The following is a 20,834-nucleotide window of genomic DNA, read 5'->3' as shown; positions in this document are numbered from 1 at the left end:
TTAATAGCATAATGAATTTTCCTTTTTCTCCCCAGTTCATGTATAGATTTACTGAAAATTCCGTATACTAATAAGACTATTTACTGCGAGGGAGTGACTTAATGAATCTGAAGACCAGTTTTTTTGACAGGAGGGCTAAGACGCGAATCAGCCACGATGATTTGCATGCGGCTGAAAATCTAGCTGAAGAGTTGCTTGCTGTGATTCCCAGTCTGACAAAGCGCCCAATTGTCTTTGTTTGTATTGGTACCGACCGCTCCACAGGGGATTCATTAGGACCACTTGTTGGGACACTGCTGGAAGAAAAGGGTATAAGGTCGTTTTATGTGTACGGAACATTAGATGAACCGATTCATGCCGTCAATCTTTCTGAAAAACTAAAGGAAATCCATGCAAAACATGATGACCCCTATATTATTGGGATTGATGCTTGTTTGGGCAGGATTAAAAATGTCGGAGTCATTCAATTAGGAAATGGTCCTGTCAAACCAGGAGCTGGAGTAAACAAAGAACTTCCCGCGGTCGGAGATATACATATCACCGGCATCGTCAATGTCAGTGGGTTTATGGAGTTTTTTGTCCTGCAAAACACCCGCTTAAATCTTGTCATGAGAATGGCAAAAACGATTGCCAATGGGATCTATCAAGCAAGCCTGTTATACCCTAAACAAACCTGGACGGAATTAAACTTAAATTGGCTCGAAGAAGAGAAGACAAATTAAAAGAGCAAACGGTGTTATATCCGATTGCTCTTTTATTTCTATTGGCTACAAATAGTGATGGTAATAATAAAGAACGGTTACAATCAGTCCCGTTACAACAATGCCTGGCAGCAAATTGGCTACTTTAATTTTCACCATTCCGGTTAAATTTAGGCCAATCGCAAAAATCATGATCCCACCCGTAGCCGTCATTTCAACAATAAACTGATCCATTAATGCTTGGGGAACAAATCGATCAATCTGGGTAGCAAACAGGGCAATCAACCCTTCATAAAGGACAACCGGAATCGCAGAAAAAATAACGCCTATCCCTAAAGTTGTCGTTAAGATTAACGCCGTAAATCCATCGATCAATGATTTGGTGTACAAAACAGCATGATCGCCGCGGATGCCGCTATCAAGTGCACCAATAATCGCCATCGCCCCAATTACAAAGATGAGGGTAGCAGTGACAAACCCTTCTGAGATACTCCCTTTTCCATTGTTAGAGCCGACTTTCTGCTCAAGCCATATACCTAAGTCATTTAATTTATCCTCTAATTTGAGAGCCTCGCCGGCCACAGCTCCAACCACCAAACTAATAATAACAATGAGAAAGTTTTCACTCTTCAAGCCCATTTGCAACCCTAAAACCATGACGGACAACCCGATGGCATACATGACAGTAACCTTCATTCCTTCTGGGATGCGGTTTAACAACTTCCCAAGAAGCGTTCCAATGACTATTAACAGCCCATTTACAAGTGTTCCTAATAAAAACATCCTATTTCCACCTTTTTCTTCGACCTTCGAAATATATACCTAATAAACTATCATATTTACCCAAAAAAATAAACCATCGAAATGATGGTTATAAGGATTCATTTTGATCAAGCATTTCCAGAATTCGTTCAAGATCATCTTGAGAGAAAAATTCAATTTCAATTTTCCCTTTATTATTATTCTGCTTAATGTTTACAGTCGTTCCAAACCGTTCACGCAGGGTGTGTTCACGTTCCAGGATAAACACATCTTTTTTCTTTTCTGGCTTTTTTGTTTCACGTGAAACACTTTCGTTTAAGTGCTGAATCAGTTTTTCTAACTGACGGACGCTGAGCGCTTCCTTGATGATCTTTTCCACTAATGCAGGAACTTTTGCCTTTTCCCTGAGTCCTAACAAGGCACGGCCATGTCCCATTGATATCTTAGCAGTGGATATTAACTCTTGAATGTTCGGAGGGAGGGAAAGCAGACGAACATGGTTCGCTACATGCGGCCGGCTTTTGCCTAATCGCTTCGCTACCTCTTCTTGGGTTAGCTTTAACTTTTCCATTAATGTTTGATACGCTAAACCCTCTTCGATGGGATTTAAATCTTCCCGCTGCAGATTTTCAAGGACGGCCAATTCCATCATTTGCTGCTCTGAAAGGTCGCGGACAACAGCCGGGACTGTTTCAAGCTTTGCTTCCTTTGCAGCCCGAAAACGCCGTTCACCGACAACAATTTCATACCCTCTAAGGCTTTTTCTAACGACGATTGGCTGTATGATTCCATGTTCTAAAATAGAATCTTTTAATTCATCAATTGCCTCTTGTTGAAAGGTTTTTCGCGGCTGGTAAGGGTTGGGGCGCAGTTCCTTAAGCTTGATTTCTTGAACTGTTTCTTCCTTGCCAACATCCGTAAAAATTGCGTTTAGTCCCTTTCCTAAACCTTTAGCCATTTGAGACCACTTCCTTCGCTAAATCTAAATACACCTCAGCACCACGCGATTTCGAATCATAAGTAATGATTGGTTCCCCATGGCTTGGTGCTTCACTTAGACGGACATTCCTTGGAATAATGGTTTTATACACTTTATCTTGAAAATACTTTTTTACTTCTTCAATTACTTGAAGGCCAAGATTGGTTCGAGCATCAAGCATCGTTAATAAGACGCCTTCAATTTTCAAATCCTGATTCAAATGCTTTTGAACAAGTCTTACTGTACTTAATAATTGGCTTAAGCCTTCTAACGCATAGTACTCACATTGAACAGGAATTAAGACAGCATCAGAGGCCGTTAACGCATTGATCGTCAATAAGCCTAACGATGGCGGACAGTCAATAATAATATAATCAAATTGATCTTTAACCTCTCCAAGTGCTCGTTTCAGACGAACTTCTCTAGAAATCGTCGGAACCAATTCAATTTCTGCTCCTGCCAGCTGAATTGTTGCTGGTATCGCATACAAATTTTCGACCGATGTTTGTTTAATAACATCCTTTGCTTCTACATCATCTACTAAAACATCATATATGCATTGGTCAACTTCTGCCTTTTCAATACCAATCCCGCTTGTTGCGTTTCCCTGCGGGTCCGTATCGACTAGCAGGACACGTTTCCCAATATATGCTAAGCAGGCCCCTAGGTTGACAGAGGTAGTCGTTTTACCGACTCCGCCTTTTTGATTCGCGATTGCAAGAATTTTGCCCACGATGTCACCTACCCTTTTATTCTCTCAAAGTTTTATTCTATGTTTCTATTAAATTCTATTAAAATACTAGTCATTTGGCTAATCTAAACTGAATTTATGATAGGAAAATTTCCATTCCTTTATTTTAGCATGAAACAGAAAGGTTGTTGGATTTTTTCTAAAAATATTCAAATTTTCAATTAGTTTATATCTGTGATTTAGAGGGGGAATGGACATTAATTATCCATAAATTACTATTTATTACGAAAATTCCTCAAGTAAAGGCTCTTTATACTGAAATGTTGATTTCCGCTCCAATCAACATAGTGCCAAAATCAATATTGATCTTTAACATAATAAAAAGAACCAAACTTGTGATTTCGTTTGGTTCTAGCATCTATTATTCTATTGATCTTACTTTTTCTTTGGTATGCGAATTGTAAATTGGTAGAATTCATCAAATTCTTCTTCTTCAGCATCGAGGTTAATCCCGCTGTCCGTTACCATTGTTAATGATTGACGGATGGTATTTACGGCGATTCTCATATCTTTACTGAAAGCCTTCCGTTTCGGCTTTGGCTTTTCGCTTTTTTGTTCAAGCAGTTTGACCACACGTTCCTCTGTCTGCTTGACATTAAAATTCTTTTCAATAATTTCAGCCAATAGCACCACTTGTTTTTCTGGATCTTTAAGAGGGATCAGTGCACGTGCATGACGCTCTGTAATAATTTTATTTAACAATGCCTCTTGAATAGGCTGCGGCAATTTAAGAAGACGAAGCTTGTTGGCAACGGTTGACTGCCCTTTCCCAAGGCGTTGTGCTAATGCTTCTTGGGTTAAATTGTGCAATTCCAGCAATTTCCCATACGCCATCGCTTCTTCAATCGGCGACAGCTCTTCCCGTTGTAAATTCTCAATTAAAGCAACAGAGGCCGTTTCAGTATCTGATAAATTTTTTATAATGGCTGGTGCTTCGGTCCAACCGAGCTTTTTCATCGCACGAAAACGGCGTTCCCCAGCAATAATTTCATATTGGTCAATGGCAAACTCTCTAACGACAATCGGTTGAATGATCCCATGAATGTGAATTGTTCGCGCTAATTCTTCAATTTTCTCTTCATCAAAAACCGTACGAGGCTGAAATCGGTTTGCAACAATATGGTCAATTGGAATCTTTTTTATTTCCTCGTTTTTTTCTACAATTAGCTCTTTTTCAAGCGCAACCTCTTGTTCTCCCTTATCGCCGAGGCCAAAAAAGCGTGTAAACGATTGCTTCATCCCCAACACCACCTTTACGAAACTCCCTATTACTTATTCTCTGAATACAGACATTCTTCCTGCCTAGAATAACATGTTTATTGAAAAATTGTTAGCACTCCAAATCCGTTTTTCTTATTCAATCGGTGTCTTTCCTGGTGTCCCAGGCTTGCGCGGGTATTTCTTTGGTGTTTGTTTTTCCTTTTTAATGATTAAAATATTCCGCTCGCTTTCTTCCATTGGCAATGTAAAGGTGTGCATATCTTCCAACCTTCCGCCCAGAATGGAAATTGCCTTTTGACCGATCTCTAATTCATCTTTCGCATGGGCAGCTTTCATGGCAATAAAGTGTCCGCCTACTTTAACAAGTGGCAGGCAGAGCTCGCTCAACACAGACATTCTTGCCACGGCCCTAGCGGTTACGACTTCAAAATTTTCACGGAAATTTGGATTTACCCCAAAGGTTTCGGCGCGATCATGAATAAAATGAACATTTTCCAATTTTAATTCCTTCGCGAGATGATTTAAAAACGAAATGCGCTTGTTTAGTGAATCAACAATCGTCACTTCGATATGTGGGAAAACTATTTTTAGCGGAATACTAGGGAACCCCGCTCCCGCCCCCACATCACAAAGATGGAAAGGCTTTGTAAAATCAAAATAGAAGGAAGCCGTAATCGAATCATAAAAATGCTTTAGATACACTTCAGCTTTATCCGTAATGGCGGTTAAATTCATTTTTTCATTCCACTCGACCAATGTCTCAAAGTACATTTCAAATTGGCCGAGCTGTTCACTTGAAAGGGAGATCCCCTTTTCCCTTAGGTTTGCTGCAAATTGTTCAATGATCATTCAATAATCTTCCTCACATAATTATTCATTTGAAACTCTAGCTATTTTGCCTTGTTCTAGGTACACAAGCAGGATCGAAACATCCGCTGGATTCACTCCTGAAATCCGGGATGCCTGGGCAATTGATAGCGGTTTGACTAGTTTTAGTTTCTGTCTGGCTTCTGTCGCAAGGCCTGACACCATGTCATAATCAATATTCTCAGGGATTTTCTTATCTTCCATTTTCTTTAAGCGGTCAACCTGTTGTAGTGACTTGGTAATATAGCCCTCATATTTTAACTGGATTTCAACCTGTTCCTTCACATCTTCATCAAGGCTGACATCACTTGGAAAAATGGTTTCAAGCAGTTCATAGTTCATTTCTGGTCTTTTTAATAAATCAGAAGCGCGGATTCCATCCTTTAATTCACTGCCGCCAATGCTTCGAATCAGCTCTTGAACCTCAGCCGTCGGTTTCAAAAACGTCGACTCTAAACGCTGCTTTTCAGCCTCAATTGCGTCTTTCTTTGCTAAAAATCGTTCGTATCGGTCATCACGAATCAGTCCGATTTGATGGCCTATTTCGGTTAAGCGTAAATCAGCATTATCATGTCGTAACAGTAGGCGATACTCTGCTCTTGACGTTAACAATCTGTATGGCTCATTTGTTCCTTTAGTGATCAAATCATCAATTAAAACTCCAATATACGCATCGGAACGACTTAAAATTAACTGGTCACGGCCAATCGCTTTCAGTCCTGCATTGATACCAGCCATGATTCCTTGTCCTGCTGCTTCTTCATAGCCGGAAGTTCCATTAATTTGACCCGCCGTATACAGTCCTTCAACCACTTTGGTTTCCAGGGTAGGCCATAACTGTGTTGGCACAATCGCATCGTATTCAATCGCATATCCAGCTCTCATCATTTGCACATTTTCAAGCCCTGGAACGGTTTTAAGAATTTCCTGCTGTACATCTTCCGGTAAGCTCGTGGATAGACCCTGTACATAGACTTCCTTTGTGTGTCTTCCTTCAGGCTCAAGGAAAATCTGATGGCGCGGCTTATCATTAAAGCGGACGACCTTATCTTCAATCGATGGACAATACCTTGGTCCTGTCCCTTTAATCATTCCGGAATACATTGGAGAACGATGTAGATTGGCGTCAATTAACTGATGGGTGCGTTCATTGGTATAGGTCAACCAGCATGGCAGTTGGTCCGTAATATATTTCGTTGTTTCATAGGAAAAAGATCGTGGAACTTCGTCGCCAGGCTGGATTTCAGTTTTACTATAATCAATCGTATTACTATTAACACGTGGCGGAGTTCCAGTCTTAAAACGGACAAGGTCGAAACCAAGCTCCTCTAAATGTTCTGACAGCTTAATCGATGGCTGCTGATTATTTGGACCACTTGAATATTTCAACTCACCAAGGATAATTTCCCCACGCAAATAGGTTCCGGTTGTAATGACGACCGTTTTTGAGCGGTAGACCGCACCTGTCTTTGTGATAACCCCTTTAGAAATTCCATCCTCGACAATCAGTTTCTCGACCATCCCTTGGAGTAAGGTTAGATTCGGTTCTTCCTCAAGTGTTTTTTTCATTTCATGCTGGTAAGCAAATTTATCAGCCTGCGCTCTTAACGCGCGGACAGCTGGACCTTTTCCCGTGTTCAGCATTCTCATTTGGATATAGGTTTTATCAATATTTCGACCCATTTCCCCGCCCAGAGCATCTATTTCACGAACGACGATCCCCTTAGCTGGTCCGCCAACGGATGGGTTACATGGCATAAAGGCAACCATATCAAGATTGATGGTAATCATTAATGTTTTGGCGCCAAGTCTTGCCGCCGCAAGGCCCGCTTCACAGCCGGCATGGCCTGCTCCAACGACAATGACGTCATAATTTCCTGCTTCGTATTGCATATAGTCACTCCTCTTTCTATTTCCCTAAACAGAATTGCGAAAATAACTGGTCGATCAGGCTTTCGTGGACACTCTCGCCAATGATTTCGCCAAGTAATTCCCATGTTCTTGTTAAATCTATTTGAACAATATCAATAGGGGTACCCATTTCGACCCCATCAATTGCTTCTTCGATTGTCTTTAAGCTTTGGTGCAATAGTGCAATATGACGACTGTTTGAAACATAGGTCATATCGCCTGCATCAATCGAGCCTGCAAAAAATAACGAAGCGATCGCTTCCTCTAACTCATCGACGCCACGGTCCTCAAGTAGTGAAGTAGTGACAATCTTATGCACTTTTGCTAACTCATTCACTTTCTCCAGATCAATTTGCTGCGGCAAATCCGTTTTATTGACGATAACGATAACATCCATCCCTTTGACCACTTCAAAAAGCTGCTCATCTTCCATACTTAACTTGTCAGCGTAATTTAAAACAAGCAAAATTAAATCCGCGTCTTGTAAAACTTGGCGGGAACGCTCCACTCCAATTCGTTCGACAATATCCTCTGTTTCCCTAATTCCTGCCGTGTCCAAAAGTCGCAATGGGACACCGCGAACATTCACGTATTCTTCAATTACATCCCTTGTGGTTCCAGGAATATCTGTCACAATCGCCTTGTTTTCATGAACTAGACTGTTTAATAGCGAGGATTTTCCTACATTCGGACGGCCAACAATCGCAGTAGACAGTCCTTCTCGTAAAATTTTCCCCTGTTCCGACGTTTGCAATAGCTTTTTGATCTCTTCCCGAACAAAACGGGCCTTCTCTGCTAACATCTTATGAGTCATTTCTTCGACATCGTCATATTCCGGATAATCTATATTCACTTCCACATGGGCAAGGATTTCTAAAATCTCCTGCCGTAGTCTTCGAATTAATTTCGACAGGCGCCCTTCCATTTGTCCCAAGGCAACGTTCATCGCGCGATCCGTTTTTGCCCTGATTAAATCCATTACCGCTTCCGCTTGGGATAAATCAATCCGTCCATTTAAAAATGCCCTCTTTGTAAACTCTCCAGGTTCCGCGAGTCTCGCTCCATTCGTTAACACCTGCTGAAGAACTCTATTCACAGAAACAATCCCGCCATGGCAGTTTATTTCAACAACATCCTCTTTTGTAAAAGTTTTTGGCCCTTTCATGACAGACACCATAACCTCTTCAACCACTTGCCCCGTATTAGGGTCTATCAAGTGTCCATAGTGGATCGTATGGGTTGCTGCTTCAGTCAGCCTTTTCCCACCGATACTCCTAAATAGCTTGTCTGCTATCGGGAATGCTTCATCCCCGCTCAAACGCACAATCGCAATCGCACCCTCGCCCATCGGAGTCGATATTGCCGCAATCGTATCAGATTCCATTTCCTTCACCTCACATTTAAAAAATCGGTTCATCTATATAAAAAATATTTTTTCTCCAAAACAATAGAATACCACATCATTTTCTGTGGAAAAAGTAATCCCTCTTCCAAATAATTAATCCACAATTCACTTCTATCTCATTATTATTTTAACTTATCCACATGTGAATAACAATAAAACGAAAAATGTGAAAAAATTGAATGTTATCAACAGGCTCATTTTTTAAAAATTCGACAAAAAAAGACACCCTATCATTCAATAGGATGCCTTTGTGATTTTGTTTTAAAGTTTAAATCCTTATCTTTTTGATGCTGGAGTAATCACAATAAAGCGATGTGGCTCCGATCCATCAGAAAGTGTTTTGACGCGTTTATTATCAGATAAAGCAGCATGAATCACTTTTCGCTCATAGGAAGGCATCGGCTCTAAGGTTACATCTTTTCCTGACTTAACCACCTTTTGGGCGAGACGATGGGCTAATTGAATCAGCGTTTCATTTCTTCTTTTTCGGTAATCCTCCGCGTCCAAGATCACGGTTAAATACTGATTCGAAAAACGATTTAGCACTAATTGCGTCAAATATTGAAGCGAATTTAATGTTTGACCTCTTTTTCCAATCAATAACGCAATCTTTTCACCCGTCATAATAAAATGAACATGTTTACCGTCGCGTTTGATTTCTATTTCTGCGGGCGCTCCCATCTGTTCACTTACTTGATTAAGAAATTTCTTTGCTTCTTCAATGGGATCAATAATAACGGTTACTTTTACAACAGCTGGACGTGAACCAAAAATACCAAAAATCCCTTTTTTCCCTTGATCAATAATGTCAATATCTGTGCGGTCTTTGCTGGTTTGTAATTGAGCTAAAGCTGATTTTACTGCTTCTTCGACAGTTTGTCCTGTAGCAGTTACCTGTTTCACTTTTTTGCTCCTCCCGCATTACCGGATGCTTTTGCCATTTTCAAATCCGGTCCTTTAATAAAATAGGTTTGCACAATCATAAAAATATTTCCTACTACCCAGTACAACGAAAGCGCGGCGGGGAAACTAAAGGCAAAAACAACAATCATGATTGGCATCATCCAAAGCATCATCGCCATTTGTGGATTCTGATCTTGTCCAGCCATCATAATTTTTTGCTGAATAAACGTGGTTATACCTGCTACTATCGGCAAAATATAGTAAGGATCTTTATCACCAAGGTCAAACCATAGGAAATTATCGTTTGCAATTTCCCTTGTTCGTGAGATGGCATGGTAAAAACCAATTAAAATTGGCATTTGTACAATTAATGGAAAACAGCCAGCCATTGGATTTACACCATGTTTTGAAAAAAGTGCCATGGTTTCCTGTTGCAGCTTTTGCTGTGTTTTTTGATCTTTAGAACTGTATTTCTTTTTCAGTTCGGCCATTTCTGGCTGCAATGCCTGCATCGCTTTTGAACTTCTTGTCTGCTTGATCATTAGCGGCAAAATCGCAAGGCGGATCAGGATAGTTACGACAATAATCGATAACCCAAAACTGCCCCCGAGAATAAGCGCCCCTTCTTTGATCAACCAGGATAAAGGATAGACAATGTACTCATTCCAAAAGCCTGAACTCTCCGATGTGATTGGCTTCTTAATTTCACTGCATCCTGTTAGGAACATAAATACAGAAAGTAAACCAATACCTAGTAATATTCGTTTTTTCAACCAAATTTTCCTCCTTACAATAAAGATAATGAACAGTTTAGAATCAAATCTATGTACAATTTATTTTGGATGATTTCAAAGGTATTTTATCACTTAGGCAAAGGAATTGTCTTCAATAGGATATAATATTCAACGAATTCCTTTGCAAATTTTGTCCTTAAAGTCACTTTTTCAAAACCTTCCCAACTTTAAGTACATGGGTTAAACTTTTTTTCACCTCAAAAAAATCCATTTCAGCTGCTGGTTTCCTGGCAATAATCACGTAATCATTCCCTGGTGCTAACTGTTCGTTCAGTTCAAAAATGGATTGTCTTACATACCTTTTAATTCTGTTCCTTGTCACCGCATTTCCAATCTTCTTACTCACCGACAGGCCAATGCGAAAATAGTCTTGTCCCTCTTTTTTTAATGAATAGACGACAAATTGCCTATTTGCAAATGATTGGCCCTTTTGAAATGCCGTTTGAAATTCTTTATTTTTTTTAATACGCAGCTCTTTTTTCATAAAAACACCTTCAGTCGGATTAGAAAAAAGACCACTGACTTTGCAGTGGTCTATGCTGATAATACTTTTCTTCCCTTTAGACGACGACGAGCTAGAACCTTACGGCCATTAGCTGAGCTCATACGACTACGGAAGCCATGAACTTTACTGTGTTTACGGCTATTTGGTTGATATGTTCTTTTCATTATATGACACCTCCCTGAGGAATAGCTATCAAGTTTAAATGACAGTCTTACTTATTATAAAGACCTCACCATAAAATTGTCAACTACTCTTCACTATTGTTTCCATTTCCAAATTTTATTGAACATGAATTTGCTAATTTCCAGAAATTCTATAGCTATAAGAATAGATCTGAACCATGAAAGTGGAATTCTTATTTTTACTCCCATAATTCATCCAGCCCTTTCTCCTGGAAGGTCCGAATATCCTGTGGATAAATTTTCGACATTTTTTTCACATTCTACACAAGATATTGACAGGTTTTGCACAAAACATCTACTTGTGGACAATTACTGTGCACATATTGTTACAGTTGTGGATAAACTACGAAAAGGCATTGCACATCAAGCAATTATTTGATATCATATTTGTGTTTTCACTCTGAATAACTTTATCCACAATAATACGTTATCCACAATTTGTGGATATCATGTGGATAGTTTATCCGAGGGTACTGCAGAAAGTTGTCCACAAGAGGTGGATATTGTCGAAACTCCATTTTACTTCCTTATTATTTATTATCCACATTCACTATTTCGTATATTTATAAATTAATAGGTTGTACTGACGGTATAATTAAGAAAAGCACGTTATTTTATAAAAAAAACACAACAAAGGAGGGATATTATTTGGAAAATATTGCGGATCTTTGGCATGCTGCATTAGCCAATATAGAAAAAAAAATAAGCAAACCAAGCTTTGATACCTGGCTTAAGTCCACAAAGGCCCATTCCCTTCAAGGCGATTTGCTAATCATCACTGCTCCCAATGAGTTTGCTCGTGATTGGCTGGAAGAGCGTTATTCGCAGCTAATCTCTGGGATCCTCTATGAAATTACCGGAGAAGAGCTTTCTGTTAAGTTTATCATTCCGCAAAATCAAAACGAGACAGAAAGTGATGTCCTGCTGCCACCAAAAAAGGTAAAAAAGGACGATGACCATGGGGAATTTCCTCAGGGTATTCTAAATCAGAAATACACTTTTGATACGTTTGTTATAGGCTCAGGCAACCGTTTTGCCCACGCTGCATCACTGGCAGTTGCCGAAGCACCAGCCAAAGCATACAATCCCCTCTTTATTTATGGAGGAGTTGGATTAGGAAAAACGCACTTAATGCATGCAATTGGCCATTATGTCTTAGATCATAACCCTGCAGCAAAAGTGGTTTATTTATCATCAGAAAAATTTACAAATGAATTTATTAACTCGATTCGTGACAATAAAGCAGAGAGTTTCCGCAATAAATATCGAAATGTCGATATTTTACTTATAGATGATATTCAATTTTTAGCTGGAAAAGAATCAACACAAGAAGAATTTTTTCATACCTTCAATGCTCTTCATGAGGAAAGCAAACAGATTATTATCTCCAGCGACCGGCCGCCTAGAGAAATTCCAACGTTAGAGGACCGGCTCAGGTCACGGTTTGAATGGGGATTGATTACAGATATTACACCGCCCGATTTGGAAACGAGAATTGCCATTCTTCGCAAAAAAGCTAGAGCCGAAGGATTAGATATACCTAACGAGGTAATGCTTTATATCGCCAATCAAATTGATACAAACATCCGGGAGCTAGAAGGAGCACTGATCCGAGTGGTCGCCTATTCTTCCTTAATCAATAAAGATATTAATGCTAATTTAGCAGCAGAGGCATTAAAAGATATTATTCCAAGTTCAAAGCCTAAAGTAATAACCATTCTGGATATTCAGAAGACAGTCGGGGAACTCTTTAGTATAAAACTCGAGGACTTTAAGGCAAAAAAGCGGACAAAGTCGCTTGCCTTTCCTAGACAAATTGCAATGTACCTATCACGGGAATTAACCGATTATTCTTTGCCAAAAATAGGAGAAGAATTTGGCGGCCGCGATCATACGACTGTCATACATGCTCATGAGAAAATTTCCAAACTTCTTCAGACCGATGCCCAGCTGCAAAGGCAAATGAAAGAACTGCATGAACTATTAAAAGTTTAGGCAGTTATTGGTGTTTTTTCCTTTCAAATATGTGAATAACTTCTTTGCATTTACACACAGTCTGTCCACATGTGGATAGGCTGTGTTTCCGTTGAAATAATCCAGTTATCCACATATCAACAGGCCCTACTAGTACTTCTACTCTTTTTTTTAAAAAATATATTATGTTATAGCTATAAAAAATATGCTTAAAACGGAGGAATACATGCGATGAAATTTATCATTCAAAGAGATCGGTTAGTTCAGAGTGTTCAAGACGTTATGAAGGCTGTTACTACAAGAACAACAATCCCTATCTTAACCGGAATTAAAATCACAGCTACATCTGAAGGTGTTACCCTAACAGGAAGTGATTCCGATATTTCCATTGAATCCTTTATTCCAAAAGAGGATGCTGGTGATGAAATTATTGAATTGAAACAAGCAGGAGCGATCGTTCTCCAAGCAAAAGTATTTAGTGAAATTGTCAAAAAGCTCCCGACTGATTCGGTTGAAATTGAAGTCTTAGGCTCGCTTCAAACGGTCATTCGTTCTGGAAAATCTGAATTTAACTTGATTGGCCTGGATGCTGAAGAGTATCCTCACCTTCCACAGATCGAAGAAAATAATAAATTTCATATTGCAACAGATCTTTTAAAAGCGATGATTCGCCAAACTCATTTTGCAGTGTCCTCCTCAGAAACACGCCCGATCTTGACAGGTGTAAACTGGAAGGTTGAAAACGGGGAACTAAACTGTATTGCAACAGATAGTCACCGGCTCGCGCTTCGAAAGGCAAAGATCGAAATAGCGAACAACGAAAATTATAATGTGGTCATTCCAGGAAAAAGCTTGAATGAGTTGAGTAAGATTATTGATGACAGCCATGACTTAATTGATATTGTTATTACCGAGAATCAAATATTATTTAAAGCGAAGCACTTATTATTTTTCTCAAGATTGTTAGAAGGAAATTATCCGGATACCTCTCGTTTAATTCCGAATGAAAGTAAAACGGATGTGACGGTAAATACAAAGGAATTCTTGCATGCAATTGATCGTGCCTCTTTGCTGGCAAGAGAAGGAAGAAACAATGTTGTCAAATTTTCGATAATTGAAGGCGGAATTATTGAAATTTCTTCAAATACTCCTGAGGTCGGGAAGGTAGTCGAGGAAATTCAAAGCGAAGCCATCGAGGGTGAAGAATTAAAGATTTCTTTTAGTGCCAAATATATGATGGATGCATTAAAGGCGCTTGAAGGAACAGATGTTAGGGTAAGCTTTACTGGAGCCATGCGCCCGTTCGTCATTCGCCCGCTTCATGATGAAACGATTTTGCAATTAATATTACCCGTTCGAACATACTAAATTTATAGAGCCTAAACCCATATGCCACCACACATTGGTGGCTTTCTTTTAGTTTCCTTTGTATCTCTGTGAAATATTTAGTAAAATAAAGTATTGAGACCATTTTAGAAACGAGGGTGACGATTTGCCTGAAAAAATTAAGATCGATACTGAATTTATTACGCTGGGTCAATTTCTTAAATTGGCTGAAGTAATTCAATCGGGCGGCATGGCAAAATGGTTTTTAAGTGAACATGATATATTGATTAATGGCGAACAAGATCAAAGAAGAGGAAGAAAGCTGCGCACCGGTGACAAAATCCAAATTGCTGGTTTTGGGGAGTTTGTGATTACCGAGTAATTATCAAAATAATTACCGAGTAGCAAGGCTAAAGGATGTCGTTTGCATGTATATCGAAAAATTAGCGCTAACAAATTATCGAAACTACGAAGAATTGTTCGTAGAATTTGAAAATAAAGTAAATGTCATCCTGGGTGAAAACGCCCAAGGTAAAACAAACGTCATGGAATCTATTTATGTTTTGGCCATGGCGAAGTCGCACCGGACCTCCAATGATAAAGAACTTATTCGCTGGGACCAAGAGTATGCTAAAATAGAGGGTAGGGTTCAAAAACAACACAGCTCATTGCCGCTGCAATTAATTATTTCTAAAAAGGGCAAAAAAGCAAAATGCAACCATATTGAGCAGCAAAAATTAAGTCAATATGTAGGCAATATGAATGTGGTTATGTTTGCTCCTGAGGACCTTAACTTAGTGAAAGGCAGCCCGCAGGTCCGAAGACGATTTATTGATATGGAAATTGGACAGGTATCGCCCATTTATTTACATGATATGAGTCAATATCAAAAAATTCTCCAGCAGCGTAATCATTTTTTGAAAATGTTACAGATCAGAAAACAGACCGATCAGACCATGCTTGAGATATTAACGGAACAATTTATCCAGATGGCTGTGAAAATTGTGGCGAAAAGGTTTGAATTCCTGCGCTTACTTCAGAATTGGGCAAAACCGATTCATCAAGGGATTTCAAGAGGCTTGGAAACGCTCGAAATTACCTATAAACCGTCGGTAGAGGTATTAGAAGATCAAAATTTGTCGAAGATGATAGCATGCTTTGAAGAAAAATTCAGCAAGGTTAGAACTAGGGAAATTGAGCGAGGTACTACGCTTTTCGGTCCCCATCGTGATGATCTGCTTTTTTATGTAAACGGTAGAGACGTTCAAACATTTGGATCACAAGGTCAGCAACGTACCACAGCACTATCTGTAAAGTTTGCAGAAATTGAATTAATTTCTGCTGAAATTGGTGAATATCCCATTTTACTGCTAGATGATGTTTTATCGGAATTAGATGACTATCGGCAGTCTCACTTGCTTAATACCATCCAAGGAAGAGTTCAAACCTTCGTGACTACCACAAGTGTCGAGGGTATTGACCATCAAACATTAAGGGAAGCTTCCACGTTTATCGTTGAAGCTGGTGTCATAAAGAAAATTAATTGAGGTGTACCATGTATATCCATATCGGGGAAGATATTAATATTAGGGCAAGAGATATTATTTCTATCTTGGATAAAGAGAGTGCAAACAACTCGCCGCTTGTAGAGGAGTTCATCAGTCAACGTAAAGAAAAGGTAATCAATCTATCGAAAAACCCCTTTAAATCAGTCATTATTACATATGACAATGTTTACTTATCCCCGATTTCTTCAGGAACTTTAAAGAAACGATCAACTCAAATGAATATACATGAATTTTGATATTTATTTATTTTTTAATTAACGATATAGATATATTTTTGTCAGAAGGTGCAGGTGAACAAGCATGACTTTGGAACAAAAAGCAGTCGAAGAAGCATATGGTGCGGATCAGATACAGGTTCTTGAAGGACTTGAAGCTGTTCGAAAAAGACCCGGTATGTACATTGGTTCAACAAGTGGTAAAGGTCTTCATCATCTTGTTTGGGAAATTGTTGATAACAGTATTGACGAGGCGCTGGCTGGTTTCTGTGATGAAATCAATGTCATTATTGAAGAAGACAACAGCATCACGGTAAAGGATAATGGCCGTGGAATCCCAGTCGGAATTCAGGAAAAAATGGGTAGACCAGCGGTAGAAGTCATTATGACTGTGCTGCACGCCGGCGGTAAATTCGGCGGCGGAGGATATAAGGTATCCGGAGGACTGCATGGTGTTGGTGCGTCAGTAGTTAATGCCCTTTCCACGGAACTTGAGGTATATGTACACAGGGATGGTCATATTTACTCCATTAAATTTGAGCGCGGCGCGGTAGTTCAAGAATTAGAGGTCATTGGAACGACTGATATCACGGGTACAGTTACGCACTTTAAACCAGATGGTGAGATTTTTACAGAAACATTAGTATATGAATATGACATTCTAGCCACTAGACTTCGTGAACTTGCCTTCCTTAACAGGGGAATAAAGATCACGATTGAGGATAAGCGTGTTGAAAATAAACGCAATGAATACTACTACGAAGGCGGAATTAAATCATATGTTGAGCATTTAAACCGCACAAAAGAAGTGATTCATGAAGAACCGATTTACATGGAGGGAGAGCGTGACGGCATTAGTGTTGAAGTCGCACTCCAATATAACGAGGGGTATACAGATAACATTTACTCTTTCGCAAATAATATCCACACCTATGAAGGTGGAACGCATGAATCCGGTTTTAAGACTGCGTTAACAAGGGTTATCAATGATTACGCTCGGAAAAATAGCTTAATCAAGGAGAATGATACCAATCTTTCTGGTGAAGATGTTCGTGAAGGTATCACGGCGATCGTCTCGATTAAACATCCTGATCCCCAATTTGAAGGACAAACAAAGACTAAATTAGGGAATTCTGAAGTGAGAACGATCACTGATACCGTTTTTGCAAGTACCTTTGATAAGTTCATGTTGGAAAATCCATCAGTTGCTAGAAAAATTGTCGAAAAAGGCTTAATGGCAGCACGTGCAAGGCTTGCTGCAAAGAAAGCTAGGGAATTAACACGCCGGAAAAGTGCTTTAGAGGTTTCTAGTTTACCTGGGAAATTGGCTGACTGTTCTTCGAAGGATCCATCTGAAAGTGAAATGTATATCGTTGAGGGTGATTCCGCCGGCGGATCGGCAAAGCAAGGTCGTGATCGCCATTTCCAAGCGATTCTTCCACTTCGGGGGAAAATTCTTAATGTGGAAAAGGCCCGTCTCGATAGAATCCTTTCTAACAATGAAGTTAGGGCGATGATTACAGCGATTGGAACAGGAATTGGTGAAGATTTTGATATTGCTAAAGCCCGTTATCATAAAATTGTCATTATGACCGATGCTGATGTGGATGGTGCCCATATTCGGACGCTTCTCTTAACGTTCTTTTACCGTTTTATGAGAAAAATCTTAGAAGCCGGTTATATTTATATTGCCCAGCCGCCGCTTTATAAGGTTCAACAAGGCAAACGAATTGAGTACGCCTATAATGATAAAGAACTTGAACGGATATTTGCCATGCTTCCAGCTGCTCCAAAACCGAATATCCAACGGTATAAAGGTTTAGGTGAGATGAATCCTGATCAATTATGGGAAACAACAATGGATCCTGAAAATAGAAGTATGCTGCAGGTAAGTCTTGAAGATGCGATCGAAGCAGACGAAACCTTTGATATGTTAATGGGTGAAAAAGTAGAACCACGTCGTAATTTCATTGAGGCGAATGCTCAATACGTGAAGAATTTAGATATATAAAGAAAAGGTGAAAGGAGGAAATAAGTATGGCTGAAACCCCAAATTCTCAAGTAACAGAGATTAATATTAGCAAAGAAATGAAAGCTTCCTTTCTTGACTATGCGATGAGCGTTATCGTTTCACGTGCCCTTCCAGATGTTCGGGATGGGTTGAAACCAGTTCATCGCCGGATTCTATATGCTATGCATGATCTTGGTATGCATTCAGATAAACCATATAAAAAATCAGCCCGTATCGTTGGGGATGTCATCGGTAAGTATCACCCGCATGGTGACTCTGCCGTTTATGAAACAATGGTTCGGATGGCACAGGACTTCAACTATAGGTATATGCTTGTAGATGGACATGGAAACTTCGGTTCTGTCGATGGTGACTCAGCGGCAGCAATGCGTTATACAGAATCAAGAATGTCTAAAATCTCGATGGAATTATTAAGAGATATAAACAAAGATACCATTGATTATCAAGACAACTATGATGGCGAAGAAAGAGAGCCTGTTGTATTACCGGCCAGGTTCCCTAACCTTTTAGTCAATGGGTCGACCGGGATTGCCGTTGGTATGGCGACCAATATCCCTCCGCACCAGCTTGGCGAGGTAATTGATGCTGTATTAGCGCTTAGTCGTGACCCTGAAATTACGACGCAGGAGCTTATGGAAATTATCCCAGGTCCAGATTTCCCAACAGGTGGAATCATCTTGGGCCGGAGCGGTATTCGTAAAGCGTATGAAACAGGCAGAGGATCAATAACAGTTCGTGCAAAAGTAGTAATCGAACAAAAAGCAAATGGTAAAGAAGTTATCATTGTTAATGAATTACCATACCAAGTAAATAAAGCGAGATTAGTTGAAAAAATCGCTGAATTAGCCCGCGATAAAAAAATTGAAGGCATTACCGACCTAAGGGATGAATCCGATCGTAAAGGAATGCGGATTGTTATTGAGGTTCGTAAAGATGCGAATGCCAACGTCCTTTTAAATAATTTATATAAACATACAGCACTTCAAACCAGCTTTGGAATTAACACCCTAGCTCTAGTTAATGGACATCCAAAGGTGTTGACTCTCAAGCAATGCTTAGTGCATTACTTAGATCATCAAGTAGTAGTCATTCGTAGAAGGACCGAGTTTGAATTACGTAAAGCGGAAGCACGCGCCCACATCTTAGATGGTTTAAGAATTGCCTTGGATCATCTTGATGAAGTTATTAGTTTAATCCGCAGCTCACAAACGACAGACATCGCTCGTGAAGGCTTAATGACTACCTTTAATCTTTCTGAAAAGCAAGCTCAGGCCATTCTGGATATGCGCCTGCAGCGTTTAACTGGATTGGAAAGAGAAAAGATTGAAGAAGAATATCAAAACCTTGTGAAGCTAATCGCTGAATTAAAGGCAATTTTAGCGGATGAGGAAAAGGTATTTGAAATTATCCGCGAAGAAATGAATGAAATCAAAGAGCGTTTTAATGATAAGCGCCGGACAGAAATCGTAACGGGCGGAATTGAAAATATTGAGGATGAAGATCTAATTCCTCGTGAAAATATTGTTATTTCTTTAACCCATAACGGATATGTTAAACGTCTCCCTGTTTCCACCTATCGTGCTCAAAGACGAGGCGGACGAGGAATCCAAGGAATGGGTACAAACGAGGATGACTTTGTTGAACACTTGATCACCACCTCAACTCATGATACGATCCTTTTCTTTACAAATAAAGGGAAGGTATACCGTTCTAAAGGATATGAAATCCCTGAATACAGCCGAACAGCGAAAGGGATACCAATTATCAATCTCCTTGGTGTCGAAAAGGGAGAATGGGTCAATGCAATCATTCCCGTTGCGGAATTTGTAGATGATTGGTTCTTATTCTTTACGACCAAAGAAGGGATTTCAAAACGGTCTCCGTTAACATCGTTTGCACATATCCGTAACAACGGCCTAATTGCGCTAAGTTTGCGTGAAGGGGATGAACTAATCTCTGTCCGCTTAACTGATGGCACAAAGCATATGATTATCGGAACAAAGAAGGGTATGCTGATTCGTTTCCCGGAAACGGATGTTCGATCAATGGGACGAACAGCCACTGGCGTGAAAGGCATAACACTCGATAGTGACGATGAAGTTGTCGGAATGGAAGTATTAGAGGAAACGAATGATGTGTTAATTGTAACGAAAAATGGTTACGGTAAACGTACCAAAGCGGAAGAATACCGGATCCAAGGCAGGGGCGGTAAAGGGATTAAAACCTGCCACGTTACAGAAAAAAATGGCGACCTTGTTTCGATGCGTGCGGTAACAGGTGAAGAGGACCTGATGCTTATTACCACAGGTGGTGTCCTCATCCGAATGGATGTTGGCAGTATTTCTAAAATGGGACGTAATACTCAAGGTGTAAAGCTCATTAGTATGAAGGAAAGCGAAGATGAATTTGTTGCCACTGTGGCAAAAGTCGAGAAAGAAGAAGATGAAGAAAACCTTGAAAATAATCCTAATGAAGCTGAAGGAGACTCTCCTGAAGAAAATCATGAGGTTGAAACAAACGAGGATGTAGAATAAAAAAGTAGAGGGGGCACACAATAAATGTGCTCCTTTTCTTATGTCCATGAATTATAAAATAGAGATGTAGTCGTAAGAAAGAGTTATTATATTGTTCATAGTAAAAAAGATAGAAAAACTGTTGACTTTAATTTTTACAGATGGTATATTAGTTAAGTCGCTTACGGGCGATAGAGAAATTGTCCTTTGAAAACTAAACAAACA

At 39.7% G+C, this 20,834-nt stretch carries 19 protein-coding genes; 8 read left to right on the top strand and 11 right to left on the bottom strand.

What is annotated here, in order from left to right; all coding sequences use genetic code 11:
* The first annotated feature begins 101 nt into the window (after positions 1-101).
* Positions 102-722 carry a spore protease YyaC gene (yyaC, locus tag COE25_RS23400; RefSeq protein WP_088084875.1) on the top strand — a complete coding sequence of 207 codons (621 nt, stop codon included), beginning with the start codon at positions 102-104 and terminating at the stop codon, positions 720-722.
* 45 nt (positions 723-767) lie between these two features.
* Here yyaC and COE25_RS23395 read toward each other — a convergent pair whose 3' ends face one another.
* The 11 genes from COE25_RS23395 to rpmH form a co-directional block, all read right to left on the bottom strand.
* Positions 768-1,484: a DUF554 domain-containing protein gene (locus tag COE25_RS23395; RefSeq protein WP_098934346.1), complete on the bottom strand. Its 717-nt coding sequence runs from the start codon at positions 1,482-1,484 to the stop codon at positions 768-770.
* Between the two features lie 88 nt (positions 1,485-1,572).
* Positions 1,573-2,421: a ParB/RepB/Spo0J family partition protein gene (locus COE25_RS23390; RefSeq protein ID WP_088084877.1), complete on the bottom strand. Its 849-nt coding sequence runs from the start codon at positions 2,419-2,421 to the stop codon at positions 1,573-1,575.
* The gene (locus tag COE25_RS23385; RefSeq protein WP_088084878.1) at positions 2,414-3,175 is read right to left on the bottom strand and encodes a ParA family protein; all 762 of its coding nucleotides are present in this window, start codon (positions 3,173-3,175) and stop codon (positions 2,414-2,416) included. The genes COE25_RS23390 and COE25_RS23385 overlap by 8 nt, the downstream gene beginning before the upstream one ends.
* Positions 3,176-3,568: 393 nt before the next feature.
* Entirely contained in the window at positions 3,569-4,432 is an 864-nt protein-coding gene (gene noc / locus COE25_RS23380) for a nucleoid occlusion protein (protein WP_088084879.1), read from the bottom strand.
* A gap of 114 nt (positions 4,433-4,546) precedes the next feature.
* Positions 4,547-5,263: a 16S rRNA (guanine(527)-N(7))-methyltransferase RsmG gene (rsmG, locus tag COE25_RS23375; protein ID WP_088084880.1), complete on the bottom strand. Its 717-nt coding sequence runs from the start codon at positions 5,261-5,263 to the stop codon at positions 4,547-4,549.
* A 21-nt stretch (positions 5,264-5,284) separates the two neighbouring features.
* Entirely contained in the window at positions 5,285-7,174 is a 1,890-nt protein-coding gene (gene mnmG, locus COE25_RS23370) for a tRNA uridine-5-carboxymethylaminomethyl(34) synthesis enzyme MnmG (RefSeq protein WP_098934345.1), read from the bottom strand.
* A 16-nt stretch (positions 7,175-7,190) separates the two neighbouring features.
* On the bottom strand, positions 7,191-8,576 hold the full coding sequence (mnmE, locus tag COE25_RS23365) for a tRNA uridine-5-carboxymethylaminomethyl(34) synthesis GTPase MnmE (RefSeq protein ID WP_098934344.1): 1,386 nt from the start codon (positions 8,574-8,576) through the stop codon (positions 7,191-7,193).
* Between the two features lie 297 nt (positions 8,577-8,873).
* Positions 8,874-9,500 carry an RNA-binding cell elongation regulator Jag/EloR gene (gene jag, locus COE25_RS23360; RefSeq protein WP_098934343.1) on the bottom strand — a complete coding sequence of 209 codons (627 nt, stop codon included), beginning with the start codon at positions 9,498-9,500 and terminating at the stop codon, positions 8,874-8,876.
* On the bottom strand, positions 9,497-10,273 hold the full coding sequence (gene spoIIIJ, locus COE25_RS23355) for a YidC family membrane integrase SpoIIIJ (protein ID WP_088084884.1): 777 nt from the start codon (positions 10,271-10,273) through the stop codon (positions 9,497-9,499). Before spoIIIJ ends, jag begins: the two co-directional genes overlap by 4 nt.
* Before the next feature lie 163 nt (positions 10,274-10,436).
* Positions 10,437-10,778 (bottom strand): ribonuclease P protein component, encoded by a 342-nt coding sequence (gene rnpA / locus COE25_RS23350; RefSeq protein WP_088084885.1) that lies wholly within the window; start codon positions 10,776-10,778, stop codon positions 10,437-10,439.
* A 50-nt stretch (positions 10,779-10,828) separates the two neighbouring features.
* Positions 10,829-10,963, bottom strand: a complete 135-nt coding sequence (gene rpmH / locus COE25_RS23345) for a 50S ribosomal protein L34 (protein WP_035446353.1) — start codon at positions 10,961-10,963, stop codon at positions 10,829-10,831.
* 666 nt (positions 10,964-11,629) lie between these two features.
* On the opposite strand from rpmH, the gene dnaA reads away from it, so the two are divergent.
* The 7 genes from dnaA (at position 11,630) to gyrA (ending at position 20,630) form a co-directional block, all read left to right on the top strand.
* Positions 11,630-12,976 carry a chromosomal replication initiator protein DnaA gene (gene dnaA, locus COE25_RS23340; protein WP_098934342.1) on the top strand — a complete coding sequence of 449 codons (1,347 nt, stop codon included), beginning with the start codon at positions 11,630-11,632 and terminating at the stop codon, positions 12,974-12,976.
* 210 nt (positions 12,977-13,186) lie between these two features.
* Entirely contained in the window at positions 13,187-14,323 is a 1,137-nt protein-coding gene (gene dnaN / locus COE25_RS23335; RefSeq protein WP_088084887.1) for a DNA polymerase III subunit beta, read from the top strand.
* A 124-nt stretch (positions 14,324-14,447) separates the two neighbouring features.
* Positions 14,448-14,663 (top strand): S4 domain-containing protein YaaA, encoded by a 216-nt coding sequence (gene yaaA / locus COE25_RS23330; RefSeq protein WP_098934341.1) that lies wholly within the window; start codon positions 14,448-14,450, stop codon positions 14,661-14,663.
* 46 nt (positions 14,664-14,709) lie between these two features.
* The gene (recF, locus tag COE25_RS23325; RefSeq protein WP_098934340.1) at positions 14,710-15,828 is read left to right on the top strand and encodes a DNA replication/repair protein RecF; all 1,119 of its coding nucleotides are present in this window, start codon (positions 14,710-14,712) and stop codon (positions 15,826-15,828) included.
* An 8-nt stretch (positions 15,829-15,836) separates the two neighbouring features.
* Entirely contained in the window at positions 15,837-16,085 is a 249-nt protein-coding gene (gene remB / locus COE25_RS23320; RefSeq protein ID WP_088084890.1) for an extracellular matrix regulator RemB, read from the top strand.
* A gap of 64 nt (positions 16,086-16,149) precedes the next feature.
* Entirely contained in the window at positions 16,150-18,075 is a 1,926-nt protein-coding gene (gene gyrB, locus COE25_RS23315; RefSeq protein ID WP_373605371.1) for a DNA topoisomerase (ATP-hydrolyzing) subunit B, read from the top strand.
* A gap of 26 nt (positions 18,076-18,101) precedes the next feature.
* On the top strand, positions 18,102-20,630 hold the full coding sequence (gene gyrA / locus COE25_RS23310; RefSeq protein WP_098934339.1) for a DNA gyrase subunit A: 2,529 nt from the start codon (positions 18,102-18,104) through the stop codon (positions 20,628-20,630).
* Positions 20,631-20,834 lie beyond the last annotated feature (204 nt).

Origin of the sequence: Bacillus sp. AFS031507 (genome assembly GCF_002584635.1) — a bacterium.
Taxonomy (GTDB): domain Bacteria; phylum Bacillota; class Bacilli; order Bacillales; family Cytobacillaceae; genus Neobacillus.
The sequence above is the reverse complement of the archived record's forward strand: the minus strand, read 5'-3'. Positions and strand labels throughout refer to the sequence as shown.

Bases quoted from the DNA above. Each gene is read 5' to 3' on its own strand.
- yyaC (WP_088084875.1), top strand. From the start codon at position 102: ATGAATCTGAAGACCAGTTTTTTTGACAGGAGGGCTAAGACGCGAATC.
- COE25_RS23395 (WP_098934346.1), bottom strand. From the start codon at position 1,484: ATGTTTTTATTAGGAACACTTGTAAATGGGCTGTTAATAGTCATTGGA.
- COE25_RS23390 (WP_088084877.1), bottom strand. From the start codon at position 2,421: ATGGCTAAAGGTTTAGGAAAGGGACTAAACGCAATTTTTACGGATGTT.
- noc (WP_088084879.1), bottom strand. From the start codon at position 4,432: ATGAAGCAATCGTTTACACGCTTTTTTGGCCTCGGCGATAAGGGAGAA.
- rsmG (WP_088084880.1), bottom strand. From the start codon at position 5,263: ATGATCATTGAACAATTTGCAGCAAACCTAAGGGAAAAGGGGATCTCC.
- mnmG (WP_098934345.1), bottom strand. From the start codon at position 7,174: ATGCAATACGAAGCAGGAAATTATGACGTCATTGTCGTTGGAGCAGGC.
- mnmE (WP_098934344.1), bottom strand. From the start codon at position 8,576: ATGGAATCTGATACGATTGCGGCAATATCGACTCCGATGGGCGAGGGT.
- rnpA (WP_088084885.1), bottom strand. From the start codon at position 10,778: ATGAAAAAAGAGCTGCGTATTAAAAAAAATAAAGAATTTCAAACGGCA.
- rpmH (WP_035446353.1), bottom strand. From the start codon at position 10,963: ATGAAAAGAACATATCAACCAAATAGCCGTAAACACAGTAAAGTTCAT.
- dnaN (WP_088084887.1), top strand. From the start codon at position 13,187: ATGAAATTTATCATTCAAAGAGATCGGTTAGTTCAGAGTGTTCAAGAC.
- recF (WP_098934340.1), top strand. From the start codon at position 14,710: ATGTATATCGAAAAATTAGCGCTAACAAATTATCGAAACTACGAAGAA.
- remB (WP_088084890.1), top strand. From the start codon at position 15,837: ATGTATATCCATATCGGGGAAGATATTAATATTAGGGCAAGAGATATT.
- gyrB (WP_373605371.1), top strand. From the start codon at position 16,150: ATGACTTTGGAACAAAAAGCAGTCGAAGAAGCATATGGTGCGGATCAG.
- gyrA (WP_098934339.1), top strand. From the start codon at position 18,102: ATGGCTGAAACCCCAAATTCTCAAGTAACAGAGATTAATATTAGCAAA.